This window comes from Bradyrhizobium sp. 18BD, assembly GCF_054185225.1.
The window spans coordinates 221,324-238,318 of record NZ_JAVAYL010000006.1 but is presented as its reverse complement, the minus strand read 5'-3'; the positions used below and the strand labels follow the sequence as shown (position 1 = coordinate 238,318).

General features: G+C 63.3%; 20 protein-coding genes. 13 read left to right on the top strand and 7 right to left on the bottom strand.

Features of this window, described 5'->3' with window-relative positions; genetic code table 11:
* Window positions 1–3 precede the first annotated feature (3 nt).
* The 6 genes from RAD16_RS13685 to RAD16_RS13660 are packed head-to-tail and all read right to left on the bottom strand — an operon-like array spanning window position 4 to window position 2,769.
* Window positions 4–1,176, bottom strand: a complete 1,173-nt coding sequence (locus RAD16_RS13685; RefSeq protein ID WP_458158402.1) for a DUF3734 domain-containing protein — start codon at window positions 1,174–1,176, stop codon at window positions 4–6.
* Between the two features lie 39 nt (window positions 1,177–1,215).
* Window positions 1,216–1,815 carry a PepSY domain-containing protein gene (locus RAD16_RS13680; protein WP_458158401.1) on the bottom strand — a complete coding sequence of 200 codons (600 nt, stop codon included), beginning with the start codon at window positions 1,813–1,815 and terminating at the stop codon, window positions 1,216–1,218.
* Between the two features lie 23 nt (window positions 1,816–1,838).
* Window positions 1,839–2,120, bottom strand: coding sequence for a hypothetical protein (locus tag RAD16_RS13675; RefSeq protein ID WP_458158400.1), 282 nt, complete (start codon window positions 2,118–2,120; stop codon window positions 1,839–1,841).
* 58 nt (window positions 2,121–2,178) lie between these two features.
* Window positions 2,179–2,397: a hypothetical protein gene (locus tag RAD16_RS13670; RefSeq protein WP_458158399.1), complete on the bottom strand. Its 219-nt coding sequence runs from the start codon at window positions 2,395–2,397 to the stop codon at window positions 2,179–2,181.
* A 19-nt stretch (window positions 2,398–2,416) separates the two neighbouring features.
* Entirely contained in the window at window positions 2,417–2,572 is a 156-nt protein-coding gene (locus RAD16_RS13665) for a hypothetical protein (protein WP_458158398.1), read from the bottom strand.
* The gene (locus RAD16_RS13660; RefSeq protein ID WP_458158397.1) at window positions 2,569–2,769 is read right to left on the bottom strand and encodes a hypothetical protein; all 201 of its coding nucleotides are present in this window, start codon (window positions 2,767–2,769) and stop codon (window positions 2,569–2,571) included. The genes RAD16_RS13665 and RAD16_RS13660 overlap by 4 nt, the downstream gene beginning before the upstream one ends.
* A 156-nt stretch (window positions 2,770–2,925) precedes the next feature.
* Between RAD16_RS13660 and RAD16_RS13655 the strand changes: the two genes are divergently transcribed.
* The 3 genes from RAD16_RS13655 (at window position 2,926) to RAD16_RS13645 (ending at window position 4,350) form a co-directional block, all read left to right on the top strand.
* Window positions 2,926–3,180, top strand: coding sequence for a hypothetical protein (locus RAD16_RS13655; protein ID WP_458158396.1), 255 nt, complete (start codon window positions 2,926–2,928; stop codon window positions 3,178–3,180).
* Between the two features lie 79 nt (window positions 3,181–3,259).
* Entirely contained in the window at window positions 3,260–3,697 is a 438-nt protein-coding gene (locus RAD16_RS13650; RefSeq protein ID WP_458158395.1) for a hypothetical protein, read from the top strand.
* Window positions 3,698–3,753: 56 nt separating this feature from the next.
* Window positions 3,754–4,350, top strand: coding sequence for a TetR/AcrR family transcriptional regulator (locus RAD16_RS13645; protein ID WP_458158394.1), 597 nt, complete (start codon window positions 3,754–3,756; stop codon window positions 4,348–4,350).
* Between the two features lie 40 nt (window positions 4,351–4,390).
* On the opposite strand, the gene RAD16_RS13640 is transcribed toward RAD16_RS13645, so the two are convergent.
* Complete coding sequence (locus tag RAD16_RS13640; protein WP_458158393.1) at window positions 4,391–5,041, bottom strand: TetR/AcrR family transcriptional regulator; 651 nt, start codon at window positions 5,039–5,041, stop codon at window positions 4,391–4,393.
* 210 nt (window positions 5,042–5,251) lie between these two features.
* Here RAD16_RS13640 and RAD16_RS13635 point away from each other — a divergent pair, with 210 nt between their 5' ends.
* The 10 genes from RAD16_RS13635 to RAD16_RS13590 all read left to right on the top strand — a co-directional run bounded on the left by RAD16_RS13635 (window position 5,252) and on the right by RAD16_RS13590 (window position 16,993).
* The gene (locus RAD16_RS13635) at window positions 5,252–6,121 is read left to right on the top strand and encodes an ATP-binding protein (protein WP_458158392.1); all 870 of its coding nucleotides are present in this window, start codon (window positions 5,252–5,254) and stop codon (window positions 6,119–6,121) included.
* Between the two features lie 74 nt (window positions 6,122–6,195).
* Window positions 6,196–7,233 (top strand): efflux RND transporter periplasmic adaptor subunit, encoded by a 1,038-nt coding sequence (locus RAD16_RS13630; RefSeq protein ID WP_458158391.1) that lies wholly within the window; start codon window positions 6,196–6,198, stop codon window positions 7,231–7,233.
* Entirely contained in the window at window positions 7,230–8,306 is a 1,077-nt protein-coding gene (locus RAD16_RS13625; RefSeq protein ID WP_458158390.1) for an efflux RND transporter periplasmic adaptor subunit, read from the top strand. Before RAD16_RS13630 ends, RAD16_RS13625 begins: the two co-directional genes overlap by 4 nt.
* Window positions 8,303–11,452: an efflux RND transporter permease subunit gene (locus RAD16_RS13620; protein WP_458158389.1), complete on the top strand. Its 3,150-nt coding sequence runs from the start codon at window positions 8,303–8,305 to the stop codon at window positions 11,450–11,452. The genes RAD16_RS13625 and RAD16_RS13620 overlap by 4 nt, the downstream gene beginning before the upstream one ends.
* A gap of 579 nt (window positions 11,453–12,031) precedes the next feature.
* On the top strand, window positions 12,032–12,328 hold the full coding sequence (locus tag RAD16_RS13615; RefSeq protein ID WP_458158388.1) for a DUF3551 domain-containing protein: 297 nt from the start codon (window positions 12,032–12,034) through the stop codon (window positions 12,326–12,328).
* A 659-nt stretch (window positions 12,329–12,987) separates the two neighbouring features.
* A complete protein-coding gene (locus RAD16_RS13610; protein ID WP_458158387.1) occupies window positions 12,988–13,722 on the top strand; it encodes a GntR family transcriptional regulator in 735 nt (244 codons plus the stop codon).
* Between the two features lie 212 nt (window positions 13,723–13,934).
* Entirely contained in the window at window positions 13,935–14,441 is a 507-nt protein-coding gene (locus tag RAD16_RS13605) for an ureidoglycolate lyase (protein ID WP_458158386.1), read from the top strand.
* A gap of 12 nt (window positions 14,442–14,453) precedes the next feature.
* Window positions 14,454–15,374, top strand: coding sequence for an allantoinase PuuE (locus RAD16_RS13600; protein ID WP_458158385.1), 921 nt, complete (start codon window positions 14,454–14,456; stop codon window positions 15,372–15,374).
* A gap of 20 nt (window positions 15,375–15,394) precedes the next feature.
* Window positions 15,395–16,267 (top strand): substrate-binding periplasmic protein, encoded by an 873-nt coding sequence (locus tag RAD16_RS13595; RefSeq protein ID WP_458158384.1) that lies wholly within the window; start codon window positions 15,395–15,397, stop codon window positions 16,265–16,267.
* 54 nt (window positions 16,268–16,321) lie between these two features.
* On the top strand, window positions 16,322–16,993 hold the full coding sequence (locus RAD16_RS13590; protein ID WP_458158383.1) for an amino acid ABC transporter permease: 672 nt from the start codon (window positions 16,322–16,324) through the stop codon (window positions 16,991–16,993).
* The last annotated feature ends 2 nt before the right edge of the window (window positions 16,994–16,995 follow it).

Genomic DNA, 16,995 nt, shown 5'->3' with positions numbered 1-16,995 from the left:
CGGCTACTCGCGGCCGTCATGTTCGAGATCGAAGGTGAAGACCCCGTCGGGGCTCGAAGGCCGGGCGAGCACCTCGGGATGGCGCAGGGTGCGCAGCGCATCCTGGTAGCCGGCGCGCCAATGGTCCTGCATCGACAGCCGCGAGAACTCGTAGTCCTTGGAGTGCCCCTCGTGATTGCGCGCACGATAGATCAGGTGGACGATGTTGTAGACATTCCGAGAGACCGCCGTGCTGAGCAGTTTCACGGTCTCATGCTGGCTGAGATCGTCGGGCAGCCTCCCCAGTAGATCCGTTAGTGCGCGCCGCAGGCGCTGCACGTGCTTGAACTGGTCGGTGCTGGCGCGCGTGCGGCTCGAATACTGGATTTCCTTGTGCCGCGTGACGACCTCAGCCATGTTGCGGGGAAGTTGACCGCGGGCGCTCCAGAGGTCGACCTGGAATGCGAGTATGTCCTGCGGGGCGTCCGATTCGATCACCCATTGCAGCGGCGTATTGGAGACGAGACCGCCGTCCCAATAGTGCTCGCCCTCGATCTCCACCGCCGGAAAGCCCGGCGGCAGCGCGCCGCTTGCCATGATGTGCTCGGGCCGGATCGTATGGGTGGTATTGTCGAAATAGACGAAATTTCCGGTTCGGACGTTGACCGCGCCGGCGCTGAAGCGCGTCAGCCCGGCATTGATACGATCGAAATCGACCAGGCGCTCCAGCGTGGTCTTGAGCGCGCGCGTGTCATAGATGCTGGTCGCATCGCTCGCGCCGCCAGGCTGCAACCAGGGCAGGACCGGACGGGCGGAGAAGAATCCTGTGGCGCCACACGTGGCCGCCAGACCGGCGCTCATCTGGTTGATGAGGTTGCGCGTATTGTCGCTCCGCGTCCAATCCAGGAAGGGATTGCCGCACCAATCCCAGGGCGCCGTCGAGGTGACCTGGGTCCAGAAATCGCGCAGGCGGTCGACACGGGACTCGGGCGCGTTCCCGGCAATGATGGCGGCATTGATGGCTCCGATCGAAATGCCGGCGACCCAGTCGGGATGGATGCTGGCTTCGGCCAGGGCTTCGTACACGCCCGCCTGGTACGCGCCGAGCGCGCCGCCGCCTTGCAATAGCAGCGCGATGCAGTCGAAGGGAAGCTGCCGTTGTGCGGATGAGAGCTGTGATCGAGGCTGGAAGTTCATGGGGTGTGTGCTCTTTGATTGCTGATGAACATGCTTGTGTTAATGGCGACTCGTGTCTTGCTTTCCGACCTTCGGAGGCTCGAGCAGCACCTCTTTCAGATGGTCTCCGGAAGCCACGACGATCACAAAGTTGAGTTTGCCATCCTGTTGAATCAGTCCACCGGCCAGCGCGCTGCCGGCCGCCGCTTTCTCGGCGACCTGCACGGCATCGGACAATTCCGGCTTGATCCATTTCAAGGCGTGAATCTTGGCGAGGTCTTCCCGATCGAGCTCCTTCAGCGACGAGGTCGTCTCCTTGCCCGTGATGCTTCCGGTATTTGCGTCGATGGCGTTCTCCCACACGTGCTCATTCCGGATCGTCCGAACGCGGTAGACGGGTGAGCCGTCGACCTCGAAGCTGATGTCGGCGGTCCTAGAGCCATCATGCAGGTGCTCCGCGATGGCTATCGCCCGACTGAGCGGGACGCGTGTGGTGCGGAATTCCGAGAGCACGCGGCGGATAGCGGCGTCCTCGGCATCGCTTTGCGCGCTCGCGCTGCGGCTGTCCGTCTCCGTGGAATTTTGGACGTCCGCCACGGCACCGGTGGCGGCGAGCGTGGCGGACCACATGATCAGGGCAAACAAATGCTGCTTCGACATTGGACAAAACTCGGTCTGATTGGCTAATCGCTTGCGACGGGCGTGTGAGCGACGACGATCTCCTTGTCGGAGAGCGTGGGCAGCGACTGATTGGTATCGATCACGACGCGCTCCGGCCCCTTCACGTCGGAGTGGATGCGGATCGGAGGCCGCGCAGGATCCGGCTCCGCGAAGCGGCTTGGCAGTTGGGTCGGGAGCACCCAACCGGTCGCCCAAAGCAAGCAGAGCAGGGCGGCGCCGACCGACAGAAAATAGCCGCGCAAGGGAAGGGCGGTGTCGTTCGATCGGCTCGCGTGCATTGACATGACGGATCGTCGGCTCACGGCACGCGGCTCCCGACAACGGCATCACTCTGTCGCATCGTCAGATACTCCACGGGCGCGGATGCCGGCGCGCACGTTCGGCGTCGAGATAACCGCGCTCATCGAGCCATTCGGTTGGACAATAGGCTGCGGCCTTCGGATCGATCATGAGTCCATCACGCTGGAGCGCTGTTCGTGTTCCGATCACACCGGTCCGCACGAGCTCGCCGCTGGTCGGGTCCGCTTCCATCCCCTCAAAGACTTCGATGAAGTTCAGCATCTCGGTTCCCAGTCCTCCTTCACGCCGTGTGCGTGAAGCGGTCGATTTCGTCGGGCGCAACGCCTCTGCGCGCGAGTTCGGACTCGATCACTTCGAACACGCATTCGACCGGCGCGATCCAGACGTTGACCCAGCAGGTGATGCAGTCGCGGGCGATCAAGAGGGCCGGCGTCATGCGACCGTCCTCCTCTCCAGCCGAACGGCGCGGGGCTGGCGCGCGGCAAGCGTATGAGCCCACGCAATCATCGCGATCGTGATGCCAAGCAGCACGCTCAGCGCCACGAGGCACAGTGCGACAATGACGTTCAGCGATGCGGCGGCGAGGCCGGGCAACGGATTTTCGCGCATCAACGCGAACAGCAGGGTTGACATTCCGCGTCTCCTTAATAAAATACACCGTATAGTTCATATAAATCACGCGCGCTGGCCGGAGTCAAGACGAGTGCCTCACAAGCGCGTGTGCAGATCGAGGCGGCGAGGTTTCCGCCTCAGCTAACCACAAGCCTCGAGCAGAGAAAGGGATCTGACATGACGAGATTGATGCCGGCGTTGTTCGCAGCGGCCGTAGTCGCGCTTGGCAGCGCAGCAGGTTTTGCCCAGGAGAACCGGGGGACACCGGAGCAGCGGGCGGCCTGTACGCCTGACGCTTTTCGCCTGTGCAGTGCCTACATTCCCGATCCCACGGGAGTCGAAGCCTGTCTGCGGCTCAGAAAAGCGGATCTGAGCGAAGGCTGTAAAGCGGTGTTCGACCAGGCATCCGCCGGATCAGTCAGGGCCAGATAACGAGTGACGTTGCAGCGTGATGTGACGAGGCGCTGCCTTGAGCCACATCCGCACTGCGACAGGAGACAGGAGCGATCTTATGAGCACGGTGTACATACCGGCCCTGGCCGCCTTCGGCGGCTCTGCGTTCGGCGCGCTCTCGACCATCGTCAGTGGATGGTTTAGCGGACGCCGAAGGCGTCGCGAGCTTCATCATGCCCGCTCGTTCTCGAAGCGCGAACAATTGTACCATAGCTTCATCGAGGAGGCGTCACGGCTCTATGCCGAGGCCCTGGTCAATGATCAGGCCGAAATCCCGCAACTGGTCAGCCTCTATACACTGGTCGGACGCATGCGGATCTTGTCGAGCAGCGAGGTCGTTCGGGCTGCCGAGAGAGCCGGGCACTTGATTATCGAAGCGTATCTTTCGCCAAATCGCACATTCGTCGATCTCCCCAAATTCATCGAGGAGATGGATCCCTTGCGCGATTTCGGAGAGGCTTGCCGCCGCGAGCTGATGAACATTCCGGCGCAGTGAGAGGCGTTATGCGCAGACAGATTGACGACCGAACGAGGAGCGTCCGCCGCGGGATCGTGCAGACCGCCATCCATCTCTACGGCGAGATGGGACACAACAAGACCACCGTCGCCGACATCGCGCAGAGCCTGTCGATGTCCTCAGCCAACGTCTATCGATTCTTTCCCTCGAGGCGGGCGATCGAGGAGGCTGTGGTGCAGGAGGTGCTCGAAGAAACGGTCAGTGCGGCGGCTGAAGCGGCGGGCGGCAGTGGACCGGCGTTACGGCGCCTGGCCGCAATCCTGAAGGCCATCGCCGACTGCAATGAAGCTCGACCGGCGAAGCATCGACGACTGCAAGACCTGATAGCTCTGGCCGTCCGTCAGAACTGGACGGTCGTCCTCACCTATGACGACAGGATCCGAGGGCTGGTGCGACCGATCATCGGCACCGGCCAAGCGCGCGGCGAACTGCAGGGCGGCAGTCCGATGGCGCTGACCTGCTGCCTGCTTGAAGCCATGGATGTCCATCTCAATCCTTCGCGGGTCGGGGCTGCGACGCTGCGGCCAAGCTTCGACGAGATGTTGAGATTTTGTGCGGGCGCTTTGCGTCGCGCGCCATTCCTGCAGCCGGTCGAGATGACAGCTCACGTGCAGCTCAAGGCCGCCGGCTGATGCGAATGCTTCCGAGCCTACCGTCCAAAGAAGACAGCTCCTACGACCAGTCCGTCTCGCAGGCTGCCAGGAAGAAGCCGACGCGCTCGCGCACGAAGCCGGGAAGCTCCTTCTTCAGGTCTTTCGGCGTCTCGCCGACAAGCGACCGGAACAGCATCGGCAGCAGAATCAGGTCGAGGAAAATCTGTGCGGTGGCGCGGCTTCGCTTGGCGCTGAAAGGCCCCCTTGCGGTGCGGGCGAGCTTTTGCGTGGCTTCGTCCAGCAGTTGCGACACCGCATTCAGGGAGCGATCGCGCGCAGCGTCGTGGACGTTGCGGCTCAGTTCGGGAAACCGCTGCGATTCCGCGATCGTCGCGCGTACCATGCCCAGCGATTCCTCGACCACCCTTTCGACGATTGCGGTCCCGAGGCTCATCAGCTTGTCCTCGATGGTGCGGCCTTCGGGCGAGAAGCCCTCGAAGTCCGTCAAGCCGTCGATGGTGCGGGCCACCACCGCCGCGAACAGCGCTTCCTTGCCGGGGAAGTGGGCATAGATCGTCGGCTTGCTCGCGGGTGCGAGCTCGGAAATGTCGTCGATGCTGGCGCTGCGAAAACCCTTCTCCAGAAACAGCTGCTGGGCTGCATCGAGAATGCGCGCCTGCGCGTCGCCGGCAAGATCCTTGGGCGGTCTGCCTCGCTTGGTCTTCTTCATTCTTGCACCTCCGAAATCACGAGTCTGTGCGCATCGCTTTCCCACTTGACACGACGGGTGAAGAAAGGCAAGAAAAAGAAAATATACGGTATAGTTTATTAAATCGTCAGGTCGCAACGCTTCGCAGGCTTGGCGAGTGCTCCCGAAAGATCGGGGTCGCAAAGGTGGGTCGTTCGCCCCCCGATCGTTCGTGTCGAATAGGAGAATGTCATGACTGTTTTGAGCCCAGCCCCGTCCGGCTTGCAGGAAGGCGTGCTGCTGCGCGAGCTGCATCATAGGGTTACCAACGGTGTTGCCTTCGCCATCGACCTGGTCGCTGCCGCGGCCATCCGGGTCGAGGGGACAGAAGCCAAGTGCGCGCTCAGCGATGTCGTCGAGCTGCTGCATGGTTACGCCGATGTGCATCGTGCGTTGTCGATGCCAGCCGGTGAAACGCTGATCCACGCCGCGACCTACCTTCGCAAACTCGGCTGCGGTATGCGCCGCGCGCTGCTCAACCGGATGAACATTGAACTGGCATTTGCGACCCAGTTCCTCGCGCTTCAGCCGGAGCGCTGCTGGCACCTGGGGCTGATCGTCCATGAGCTCGTGATGCACGCGGCAAGACACGCTTGTATCGACGCGCGGGCCGGGGAGATCAAGATCAAGCTGACGCGTACCGGTACGTTGGTGAACTGCGTGATCCTGGACAACGGCTCGCGTCCCGCGCGGGAGACTTCCGACCGCGAATTGCGAATTGCGAGGGATATCGCGCGAGCGCTAGGCGGCCGGATCGAGCAGGGCTTCGGCGCAGAATTCACCTCGATCGTCCTTTCATTCCCGCTGACCGAGCGTGAGCGCGGCCCAAACTGGACCATTGCGACGCGCAAGATGAAGGCACCGCGTCGCAGGAGAGCCATTGCTTCAAACGACGCAGTGCTCACCGCAAGCGCGGCGGCCGATCACCACGGGCCCGCTGTCGAAGCCGATCCCCTTGCGGGACTACTGCGCCAGCAAGACCGCGAATTGGTCGTCCCCCGTCGGTCCGTCGATGCGCTTGGCGGGCTGTTGTCACCCTCCGATCGTGTGGACGCGCCATGACAAATCAACCTTCCAACCCAGTTCGAACGCCACATGTTGGGAAGGCCTTCGCCACGGCGGCCGTGCTTGGCAGCATGGTGCTGACCGGCTGCAACGATCACGCGGCGCAGACGGCCACACGGGCAACGCTGGTCCGGACCACGATCGTGCAGCCGCGCGACCGGCAAGCCTCCATCACATTGACCGGAGAGGTCCAGGCGCGCTTCCGTGCCGATCTTTCGTTCCGCGTCAGCGGGCGGGTGATCGCTCGCACCGTGGACGTTGGTGCTCACGTCAACAAGGGCGATGTCCTCGCCCGGCTCGATCCGGCCGAGCAACAGGCCGATGTCGATGCCGCGACCGCGGCAGTGGCCTCCGCCGAAGCCCAGCTGCGCGTGGCGAAGGCTACGTTCGAGCGGCAGAAAGCGCTGATCGCAAGCGGCTTCACCACCCGGACCGTTTACGACCAGGCCCAGGAAGGTCTGCGAACCGCAGAGAGTGTGCTGGAGGCGGCCAAGGCGCAGCTGGGCACCTCGCGCGATGCGCTCGGCTATACCGTGCTGCGTGCCGAAGCGGACGGCGTCATTACCGCACGAAATCTCGAGGTCGGCCAGGTCGTTCCGGCCGCCCAACCCGTGTTCTCGCTTGCTCAGGACGGCGAGCGCGATGCCGTCTTCGAGGTCTACGAATCAGTTTTCCTTGGCCAGACCGACAGCCGCCGCGTGGCGCTGGCGCTGGTCTCCGATCCCGGCGTGACAGCGACGGGAGAGGTGAGAGAGATTTCACCAGCGATCGACGCGAAGAGCTCCACGATCCGCGTCAAGGTGTCCATCGAGGACCCGCCGGCTGCGATGACGCTGGGCAGCGCCGTCGCGGGAACGGTCAAGGCGAAAGCTCAGAAGGAGATCACCTTGCCCTGGAGCGCGCTGATGGCCGCGGGCAGCAAGCCTGCTGTCTGGACCGTCGACCCGAAAACGCAGACAGCGTCGCTGAAGCCCGTCACGGTCGGCGCCTATGAAGCCGGTCAGGTGCTGATCAAGGCAGGCATCGAGCCCGGCGAGCGCGTCGTCGTCGACGGCGGCAAGCTTTTGAGCGTCGGCCAGTCGGTCACTGAAGTGGGAGGCAGGTCATGACGCGACCGATCATGATGATCGTCGGTACGCTCTCAGCAGCGTCGTTGCTCGCCGGCTGCCAGCAGGAGACGAGCGCGCCGGAGCCGGTGCGCCCGGTGCTCTCGATGCTGGCCAAGCCGAACAGCGGAGACAGCACGGTTGCGGTCGGCGTCGTCGAGGCGCGCTACAAGACCAACCTCGGCTTTCGCGTGCTCGGACGGCTGGCCTCGCGCCCGGTCGACGTTGCCGACATCGTTAGCGAAGGACAAATCATCGGCACGATCGATCCGACCGCGCTCGATCTCGCCGTTCGTGCGGCCAAAGCCCAGCTTGCGAAGGCTGAGGCGCAGCTTGCGACGGCCAAGGCCACGGAGGAGCGGCAACGCACGCTCATCACCAGCGATGCGACCACCAGGCAGACGCTTGATAATGCCGAGCAGGCCCGCGCCGGCGCCGAAGCGAGCGTCGCGCAGGGGCAGGCGAACCTGACCAAGGCGATCGAGCAACTCGGCTATGCCCAGATCAAGGCCGACTTCGGTGGCGTCGTCACCGCCATCGGCGCGGAAGTCGGCCAGGTGGTCTCGCCGGGCCAAACCGTGGTGACTGTCGCGCGGCCCGACATTCGCGAGGCCGTCGTCGATATCGGGGAAGACCTCCCCGTGCCGTTCGAAGTCGGTCTCCCGTTCACTGTCAGCCTGCAACTGCTCCCCACCGTTCAGGTCGAGGGCAGGATTCGCGAAATCGCGCCGCAAGCCGATGCGGTGACGCGGCTGCGACGTGTCCGGATTGCGCTCGACAACCCGCCCGAAAGCTTCCGTCTCGGCGCGACCGTCACGGCAAGGCTCGGCAAGGATCAGGGCGCGGTCTTGCGCCTGCCCGCATCAGCGGTGCTCGCCAGGGACGGCGCCGATTTCGTCTGGGCGGTCGACCCGTCCGCCGGCACGGTGTCGCTGCAGAAGATCGATGGTGTCGCGGAACAGGCGGGCATCCGCGTCACCGGCGGGCTTGCCGCAGGCACCCGCGTCGTCACCGCCGGAATTCACAGCCTCAAGCCTGGACAGCACGTCCGAATCGAACAGGATCAAGAGCCATGAAGTCGTTCAACCTCTCCGACTGGGCGCTCGGCCATCGTTCGCTCGTCTGGTATTTCATGATCGCCTTCATGGCGGCCGGCCTGTTTGCCTATCTCCAGCTGGGACGGCAGGAGGATCCTGACTTCACCATCAAGACCATGGTGATCCAGGCGCAGTGGCCAGGCGCCTCGCCCGAGGAGATGACGCGTCAGGTCACCGACCGGATCGAGAAGAAGCTGGAGGAGCTGGAAACGCTCGACTACACCAAGAGCGTGACGGTCGCGGGCCAGACCACCGTCTTCGTTTACTTGCGCGATTCGACCAAGTCGGCCGACGTCAAGCCGACCTGGGTGCGCGTCCGCAACATGATCGCAGACATCAGGGGCGATTTTCCACAAGGCGTGATCGGACCCGGTTTCAACGACCGCTTTGGTGACGTCTTCGGCAACGTCTATGCCTTCACCAGCGACGGCTTGAGCCAGCGACAGCTCCGCGACCAGGTCGAGGACATCCGCGCCAAGGTGCTCACCGTGCCCGATGTCGGCAAGGTCGACATTCTCGGCGCGCAGGACGAGGTCATTTTTCTCGAATTTTCCACCCGCAAGATCGCAGCGCTCGGCCTCGACGTCCACGCCATCATGAATTCGCTGCAAGGCCAGAACGCGGTGGCACCCTCCGGCGTGTTCCAGGAAGGGCCGGAGCGGATCAGCGTTCGGGTGAATGGCCAGTTCACCTCCGAGGCGAGCCTGAAGGCGGTTAATCTGCGCATCAACGACCGCTTCTTCCCGCTGACCGATGTCGCGACCATCACGCGCGGCTACGCCGATCCGCCGTCAACCCTGTTCCGATACAACGGCCAGCCCGCTATCGCGCTCGCGATCGGCATGAAGTCCGGCGCCAATCTGCTCCAGTTCGGCGAGGCGCTGAAGCAAGAGATGACGAAGATCATCGCCGACCTGCCGATCGGCGTCGGCGTGCACCTCGTTGCCGACCAGCCCGTCGTGGTCGAACATGCCGTTTCGGGCTTCACCGAAGCGCTGTTCGAGGCTGTGATCATCGTGCTCGGCATCAGCTTCCTGAGCCTGGGCTTGCGAGCGGGGCTCGTGGTTGCCATCGCCATTCCGCTCGTGCTTGCGATCACCTTCGTCGTGATGGCCTATTGCGGCATCTCGCTCCAACGCATTTCGCTGGGAGCCCTGATCATCGCGCTTGGCCTGCTGGTCGACGACGCCATGATCGCGGTCGAGATGATGGTGGCGCGGCTCGAGATCGGCGATCCGCTCGAGAAGGCGGCGACCCACGTCTATACCTCGACCGCGTTTCCAATGCTGACGGGAACGCTGGTCACCGTTGCCGGCTTCATCCCGATTGGGCTCAACAGCAGCAACGCCGGCGAGTTCACCTTCACCCTGTTCGTGGTGATCGCGGTTTCACTGATCGTCTCCTGGATCGTCGCCGTCTTGTTCACGCCGCTGCTCGGCGTCACCATCCTGCCGGCGAAGATGAAAGGACACCACGAGCAGAAGGGCCGCGTGGCGCAGATGTTCGCGCGCCTCCTTCTGTTCTGCATGCATCATCGCTGGAGCACCGTCGCCGTGACGGCCGGCGCCTTCCTGCTCGCCCTGTTCGGCTTGCAGTTCGTGCAGCAGCAGTTCTTCCCCTCCTCCGACCGTGCCGAGCTCGTCATCGACTGGAACCTGCCGCAGAATGCCTCGATCACGGAGACCAACACCCAGATGGCGCGCTTCGAGCGCGAGCAGCTGCAAGGCAATGGGTCAGTCGACCACTGGTCCACCTATGTCGGCACCGGCGCCCCGCGCTTCGTGCTGTCGTTCGACCTGCAGACCGCCAACACCTGGTTCGGCCAGCAGGTGATCGTGACCAAGGGTGGCATCGCCGCGCGCGACAAGCTCAAGTCGCAGTTCGAGGATTACTTGCGGAAGACGTTCCCGGGCACCGACACCTACGTCAAGCTGCTCGAGGTCGGCCCCCCCGTGGGACGTCCGGTGCAATACCGCCTGAGCGGCCCCGACATCGCTGAGGTGCGTAACCTCTCGCAGAAGCTTGCAGCCGTCATTCGCAGCAGTCCTGACCTCGGCAATGTGGTGTTCGACTGGATGGAGCCGGCGCGCGTCGTCAAGGTCGACGTGCTCCAGGACAAGGCACGCCAGCTCGGCGTCACCTCGGAAGACATCGCCACCACCCTGAACTCCGTGCTCCAGGGCTCGCCGGTCACGCAGGTGCGCGACAGCATCTATCTCGTCAATGTCACGGGACGTGCGACCGCGCCGGAGCGCGCCTCGATCGATACCCTGCGCGACCTGCAGATGATTGGGCTCGGTGGCCAATCCGTGCCGCTCGGGGCCGTCGCCAATCTGCGCTACGAACTCGAGCAGCCCACGATCTGGCGGCGTGCGCGGATTCCGACGATCACGCTGAAGGCGGCCGTGGTCAGCGACGTTCAGCCGAAGACGGTCGTCGACCAGCTCGCGCCGAAGGTGGCGGAATTTGCGAAGCAGCTGCCCGCGGGCTACTCGATCAAGATCGGCGGCTCGGTGGAGGAGAGTGCCAAGGGCCAGGGGCCGATCATCGCGGTCGTGCCGTTCATGCTGTTCGTCATGGCGACCGTGCTGATGGTGCAGTTGCAGAGCTTTTCGCGCCTGTTCCTGGTGTTCGCGGTCGCGCCCCTCGCGCTGATCGGCGTCGTCATTGCCATGCTGCCCAGTGGCGCGCCGCTAGGTTTCGTCGCGATCCTCGGCGTGCTCGCCCTGATCGGGATCCTGGTCCGAAACTCAGTCATCCTGATCGTGCAGATCGAGGACCTGAAGAAAGAGGGCAGGCCCGCCTGGGACGCCGTGGTGGAAGCAACCGAACACCGCATGCGGCCGATCCTGCTGACAGCCGCCGCCGCAAGTCTCGCGCTCATTCCAATCGCGCGCGAGATTTTCTGGGGCCCAATGGCCTATGCCATGATGGGCGGCATCATCGTCGGCACGCTCCTGACGTTGCTGTTCCTGCCGGCGTTGTATGTCGCTTGGTTCAGAATTCATCCTGACGATGCGGATGAATCACCTTCACATGAGCCCGAATCCGTTGCGAACGAAGCGCCGGCCGAACAGAGGCCCGCTCATCACGCCCCGCAGCCAGCGTTCGAGCCCCAGATCTAGAATGGAGACGATGATGCTCGCGAAGACCCGTTCAACCCTTGCTGTCGCTGTGACGATCGCGGCGAGTTCGCTCGCCCCGTCTATGGCATTTGCGCAGTTTCCGCCGCCGCCGCCGATGGCGCCCGCGGGCCCTCCACCGATGGCTCCAGCGGGGCCCCCGGCTCTCGCAGGTCCCGGTCCCGCCGCACTTGCCTCTGGCGGCCCTCGGCTCGGTACAGCAGCGGGGCCGCGCGTTGATCTTGCCGCGCGAGGTGCCGGCGGCGGGCCCGCTCTGGTGGGCTCCGCGCGGACGACGGCGGTCAACATCGGTGGTGCCGGCTATCGCTACGGCGGGGAGCACGGATACGGATATGGTGCGCGCGCCGCGGCTTATGCGGGCGCATACGCAGCCGGGGCCTACGCTGGATACGCCTACGGGGGAACGCGCTCAAGCGACTATTCGAGTAACGAATGCCGGTACGTTTACAGCCGTCATCGCAGGTATCTCGTCTGCGACTAGCCTTTGCGCAAGTTGCGTCTGAATAGAGCAGTCTCGCTGAGCCTTGTGGCTCTCAGCATCAACAGATTACGGAAGCAAGCATGCACAGGAGTTTCGTCGTCGCCGTGGTTGTCGCGGCGTCGACAGCCGCGACGACCCTGATCCCGGAAGAGCCGGCCGCGGCAAGGGAATATTCGTTCTGCCGGCTCGACTATGACTCAGGCATGCGGAGTTGCGCGTTCGAGACGATCGACCAGTGCGTGGCGGCAATCGCTGGCCGTGGCGGAAGCTGCTCTCGCAGCCCGGACCGCGAGACGAACGCATCAGTTGCCCATGCTCCGAAGATGCATGCTCGCACCGCCACTGACCTGCCGGCCGACGGGGTTTTCGGGCGATAGCGAGGTCATTCAACGCAAGGCGGGCCAGCTGGCATACTGCTGGACGACATTCCTGACTTGAAAACCCGCGATCGAGACATCAATACTTGATCGTGTGCGATGGTAATCGGCGCGATCGTCACGTTGCGCTCGCCGGTTACAAGGGCTCTTTGTTGACGTTCGACTTTCGACGTCGAAAAAAGGCGCAAATCCGCTGGCAGGCCGGCTCGTCTGCCTAACCTCCCTAAACTGGGATGGGCCTGCTGGTTTACGGCGGCGGCCCCTTCTTCTGCCGGATTACACAATGGCATGCCTCGGTCTGTGGCAGCAGGGGTAACGGTTGCTGCAAAACCAGGAACCGCATTGTTCCGGCCGGGCGTTCGTTTCGCTTCCGCTCCCACGGGCCACGATTTCCCACCCCAAACTACGATCTTCTCCGATGTTGCGCACTTGGTCGGGGCGGCGCTGCCAGGCGTCGATTCGGCCGATGGCGAGGGTCGGCAAAAACCATCGGTATCCCAATCGGATACACCCGGCCCATGCGGAGGTGCAGCGGCGAGGTGCCTTGTGGCCCGCCGTCGCCTTCTCGATGCCGGATATGTCCGGGGCGAGGTATCTCGACAAGCCGCGGTAGCACGATTATCTACCGCTATTGGCGAACGGCGGCCCGAGGATTGAATGTGACCAAGACGACTGCGCGCAAACGCTTATCCGCGACAACCTCTTCGCGCGCAACGGCAGTAGAGGCACCGAAGCGCCCTCGGCCGACCGGCAGCGTCACCGAGGCGACCTATCGAAAGCTCCTGGATCTGATTGAATCGCGGCAACTTGGACCGGGCGAGGTCATCGAGGAGCGCCGGCTTGCGCTGCGCCTTAAGGTGTCGCGTACTCCGCTACGTGCCGGAATCAGCCGTCTGCTGGGCGAGGGCAGGTTGGAACAGCTTTCGAATGGTTCGGTAATCGTGCGCAATATCGGTATCGCCGAGTTGCTCGAACTAATTCATCTACGACTCATTCTCGAAAGCGAGGCGGCCTCGCTTGCTGCAACCCGTATCAGCCTCGATGTCCTGCAGCCGATCAAGGCCAGCCTGGAGAAGATCCTGTCCACAGCCGTGATCACCAAGACCAAGCACTGGACGCTGGATGACGAGATTCACGACCAGATCGCCAATCATTGCGGCAACCGCTCTCTTGCCACCCTCATCGGAGAGACCCGCCGCAAGATCAGGATGTGCAATGTGGAGCGGCGTCCCGAACGGCTGTTGCCCGCGTGTCGTGAACACCTCGCAATTGTTGATGCCATCATCAAGCGAGACGCAGCGGTGGCGCGCCACGCGATGATCCAGCATCTCACCAATGTCCGCCAGGGCATGCTGGAAACATTCGGGATATTTTTACCCGAGAGCCACGGCTGATCGCCGTCGCTGAGAGGTTTCCCGAACGGCACCAGGCCTGTTCGGGGCGCGCCGCATTCTGCCTGAATCTTCACTTCCGATTGCTGCTCATGTGGGCAGAGGTCACGGCTCGCGCCCTTGACAAGGCGGTATCTCCAAGCTCCAATGGTATCCCACTGGTATAATGGATTTCGCGCGGTGCTATTTGCATCGTTTCCCGGGCTAGAGCTTTAATGATCGCTTCTCCTTCGTATACGGTTTCGCTCGAGCCGCTGTCCGTCGAGGCCTTTGCTCCTTTCGGTGACGTGGTCTTGCGTCCGACCGGTGAGCGACGGCGTTACCTTCCGACCATGCTGAACTGCGCCGGCGAGGCGCGATCATTCTCGCTTTGGATCAGCGGCGCCGCCGCGCTCGGTCGGCTCCCGCTGCGGGCGACCACACTGGAGCGCCACCCCTATTCGGCGCAGACCTTCGTGCCGCTCGGTTCTGCGCGCTATCTCGCCGTCGTCTGCGCAGCGACGTCGGGCGGTGATCCAGACCTGGCGACGCTGCGCGGATTCATCGCCGGTCCCGACCAGATCGTCACCTACGCGCGCAATGTGTGGCATCATCCGATGACCGTGCTTGACGCCCCGATGGAATTCGCGGTGGCGATGGGGGTGACGGGCCAGCAGAACGATGATGTGTTCTTCGGTCTTGATGCCGTCGTGACCCTCGTTATGCCGCCGGCAGGTTCGTAGAAGGTAATGGTCATGACCGAGCAAACCGACCAGGATCGCGATTTCGTCGGCTATGGACGCAACCCGCCGGATCCGAGGTGGCCCGGCGGCGCTCGCATCGCGCTCAACATCTGCGTCAACTACGAAGAAGGATCGGAGGTTTCGTTCGCCGATGGTGACGGCGTCACTGAGGCGGCGCTGACGGAGGGTGGCGGGGGAGGCTTTGAAGGGCGCGATCTCGCTGCGGAATCGATGTTCGAGTATGGCAGCCGCGTCGGTTTCTGGCGGCTGATCCGGTTACTCTCCGAGCGCGGCATGCCGGCCACCATCATGGGGTGCGCCCTTGCGCTGGAGCGCAATCCGGAAGCGGCAGCGGCCATCCGCGAGCTTGGATACGATGTGTGCGCCCATGGCTGGCGCTGGGAGCGGCATCAACATCTTGGCGAGGATGAGGAGCGCGAGCGGATCAGAAAGACGGTTGCGAGCCTTACGCGGACGACGGGCGAGCGGCCTCTCGGCTGGTATTGCCGCTACGGCGCCGGAGTGAACACACGCCGACTGGTGGTCGAGGAGGGCGGCTTCCTCTACGATTCCGACGCCTACAATGACGAATTGCCGTACTGGACTACGGTGGTCGGCAAGCCGCACCTGGTCGTCCCCTATGGTCTTGTCAACAACGACGCCAAGTTCATCCGCGGCGCGATGACGACCGCCGACGACTTCTTCGTCTATCTGAAGGATGCCTTCGATATGCTCCATGCCGAAGGCGCGACCGCGCCGAAGATGATGTCGGTCGGCCTCCACACCCGGATCGTCGGTCATCCGGGCCGCGCCGCGGGCCTCGCGCGCTTTCTCGACCACGTCGCCACGCATGACGCGGTGTGGGTGTGCCGACGCGTCGACATTGCCCGGCATTGGATTGCCACCCATCCCGCACAACCCCGAAAGTCTTGACTCATGGAAGGACCCGACCGATGACGCTCCGATCGAAGCTTCTTGCAATCGCGCTGGTCCTGGCCGGGGGGCAGGTCGCGGGCTGGATTCAGGCTCATGCCCAGGAGGCCGATCACCCCTCCGACAAGCCGTTGGTGGTCGCGTCCGATTTCGGTGTCGCGCCATGGATGGTGCGAGGCACGAGCGGTCCCGAAGGCTTCGGCGTGGATCTGATCAACGAGATCGGTAAGGAACTCGGCCGTCCGACGGTCGAGATCGTGGATATCAACTTCTCCGGGTTGTTTGCGGCATTGTTTGCCAAGCGGGTCGAATTCCTGGTCAACCCGCTGAATCTGACGGCCGAACGCTCCGAGCGGATGCTCTATACCGAGCCGCTATTCACCACCGGAAACGGCTTTCTGGTCCGCACCGCCGACGAGATGAAGGGCTTTGACGATCTGAAGGGCAAGGCGGTGGCGGTGAACCGCGGCACCATCTCGGACACCTGGGCAACCGCGAATGCCGAGAAGTATGGGTTCGAGGTACAGCGTTATGACACCTTTCCGGACAGCGTGCAGGCCGTGCTGACCCGGCGCGCATTCGCTGCGCTCAACGAAATCCCCACAACCGTGTATGCCGCCAGCCAGAACAAGGCGATCAAGGTCGGCTACAAGGACTTCAACGGGCGCAACTTCGCTTATGCGTTCCGTCTGGAGGACACCGAGTATCGCAACAAGGTCGAGAACGTGATCGAATGCATGAAACTCGACGGGCGGCTGCGCAAGCTGCACGAGAAGTGGTACGGGGCCGCGCCGGACGCCGGTTCGGCCATCGAAACAGTATATTTCGGCTACGGGCCTCCCGGCTTCAAGGGCTTCGAGCCGGCCGCCCATATTCCGGCGTGCAAGAAGTAGCCGGCACCACAGCCGGATCGCAAGGGCGGTCCGGCCGCCACTTGGTGACAGCCGATGGACCGTATTCTCGAGTACTATTTTAATCCGAAGGTCATCGCACTCGCGTTTCCGAACGTGCTGGCGGGCTTTCGCGTGACGGTTGCCGTAGCGCTGCTGATTATCCTGTTCGGCATCGCGACGGGGCTGCTGTTGGCGCTGCTGCGTTGTGCCAATTTGCGGCCGTTGAATGCGTTGATTGTCGTTTACGTGGACGTATTGCGGACGTTGCCGCAACTCGTCATCATCGTGTTCATCTATTTCGGCCTGCCGTATGTAGGGCTTACCCTCTCGCCGTTCGTGACCACGGTGCTGTCGCTGGCGATGGTGCTGTCGGCGTTCAGCACTGAGATATTCTGGTCGGCCATCATGGCGGTGCCCCGCGGGCAGTGGGATGCCGCGAGCGCTCTCGGGTTTGGGCGGGTGCGCACGTTGCTGCAAATCATCTTGCCTCAGGCCTTCCGACTGTCGGTGCCGCTTCTGACCAACCGGGCGATCTCGATCAGCAAGGGCACCGCACTGGGCACCGCGGTGTCGTTGCCGGAGACGCTGGGGCAGGCGCAGAGCGTAACTGCGATGGTTGCGAATCCCTCGCCACTGACGCTCGCCGCGGCTTTCTACGTGCTGTTCTTTCTGCCGCTCGTGATTGCCAGCCGCTGGATCGAGCGGCGATCAGCACTGGGACGATGAGA

Bases quoted from the DNA above. Each gene is read 5' to 3' on its own strand.
- RAD16_RS13650 (WP_458158395.1), top strand. From the start codon at position 3,260: ATGAGCACGGTGTACATACCGGCCCTGGCCGCCTTCGGCGGCTCTGCG.
- RAD16_RS13600 (WP_458158385.1), top strand. From the start codon at position 14,454: ATGACCGAGCAAACCGACCAGGATCGCGATTTCGTCGGCTATGGACGC.
- RAD16_RS13620 (WP_458158389.1), top strand. From the start codon at position 8,303: ATGAAGTCGTTCAACCTCTCCGACTGGGCGCTCGGCCATCGTTCGCTC.
- RAD16_RS13670 (WP_458158399.1), bottom strand. From the start codon at position 2,397: ATGCTGAACTTCATCGAAGTCTTTGAGGGGATGGAAGCGGACCCGACC.
- RAD16_RS13680 (WP_458158401.1), bottom strand. From the start codon at position 1,815: ATGTCGAAGCAGCATTTGTTTGCCCTGATCATGTGGTCCGCCACGCTC.
- RAD16_RS13685 (WP_458158402.1), bottom strand. From the start codon at position 1,176: ATGAACTTCCAGCCTCGATCACAGCTCTCATCCGCACAACGGCAGCTT.
- RAD16_RS13635 (WP_458158392.1), top strand. From the start codon at position 5,252: ATGACTGTTTTGAGCCCAGCCCCGTCCGGCTTGCAGGAAGGCGTGCTG.
- RAD16_RS13660 (WP_458158397.1), bottom strand. From the start codon at position 2,769: ATGTCAACCCTGCTGTTCGCGTTGATGCGCGAAAATCCGTTGCCCGGC.
- RAD16_RS13640 (WP_458158393.1), bottom strand. From the start codon at position 5,041: ATGAAGAAGACCAAGCGAGGCAGACCGCCCAAGGATCTTGCCGGCGAC.
- RAD16_RS13630 (WP_458158391.1), top strand. From the start codon at position 6,196: ATGGTGCTGACCGGCTGCAACGATCACGCGGCGCAGACGGCCACACGG.
- RAD16_RS13625 (WP_458158390.1), top strand. From the start codon at position 7,230: ATGACGCGACCGATCATGATGATCGTCGGTACGCTCTCAGCAGCGTCG.
- RAD16_RS13615 (WP_458158388.1), top strand. From the start codon at position 12,032: ATGCACAGGAGTTTCGTCGTCGCCGTGGTTGTCGCGGCGTCGACAGCC.
- RAD16_RS13590 (WP_458158383.1), top strand. From the start codon at position 16,322: ATGGACCGTATTCTCGAGTACTATTTTAATCCGAAGGTCATCGCACTC.
- RAD16_RS13665 (WP_458158398.1), bottom strand. From the start codon at position 2,572: ATGACGCCGGCCCTCTTGATCGCCCGCGACTGCATCACCTGCTGGGTC.
- RAD16_RS13605 (WP_458158386.1), top strand. From the start codon at position 13,935: ATGATCGCTTCTCCTTCGTATACGGTTTCGCTCGAGCCGCTGTCCGTC.
- RAD16_RS13655 (WP_458158396.1), top strand. From the start codon at position 2,926: ATGACGAGATTGATGCCGGCGTTGTTCGCAGCGGCCGTAGTCGCGCTT.
- RAD16_RS13595 (WP_458158384.1), top strand. From the start codon at position 15,395: ATGACGCTCCGATCGAAGCTTCTTGCAATCGCGCTGGTCCTGGCCGGG.
- RAD16_RS13675 (WP_458158400.1), bottom strand. From the start codon at position 2,120: ATGTCAATGCACGCGAGCCGATCGAACGACACCGCCCTTCCCTTGCGC.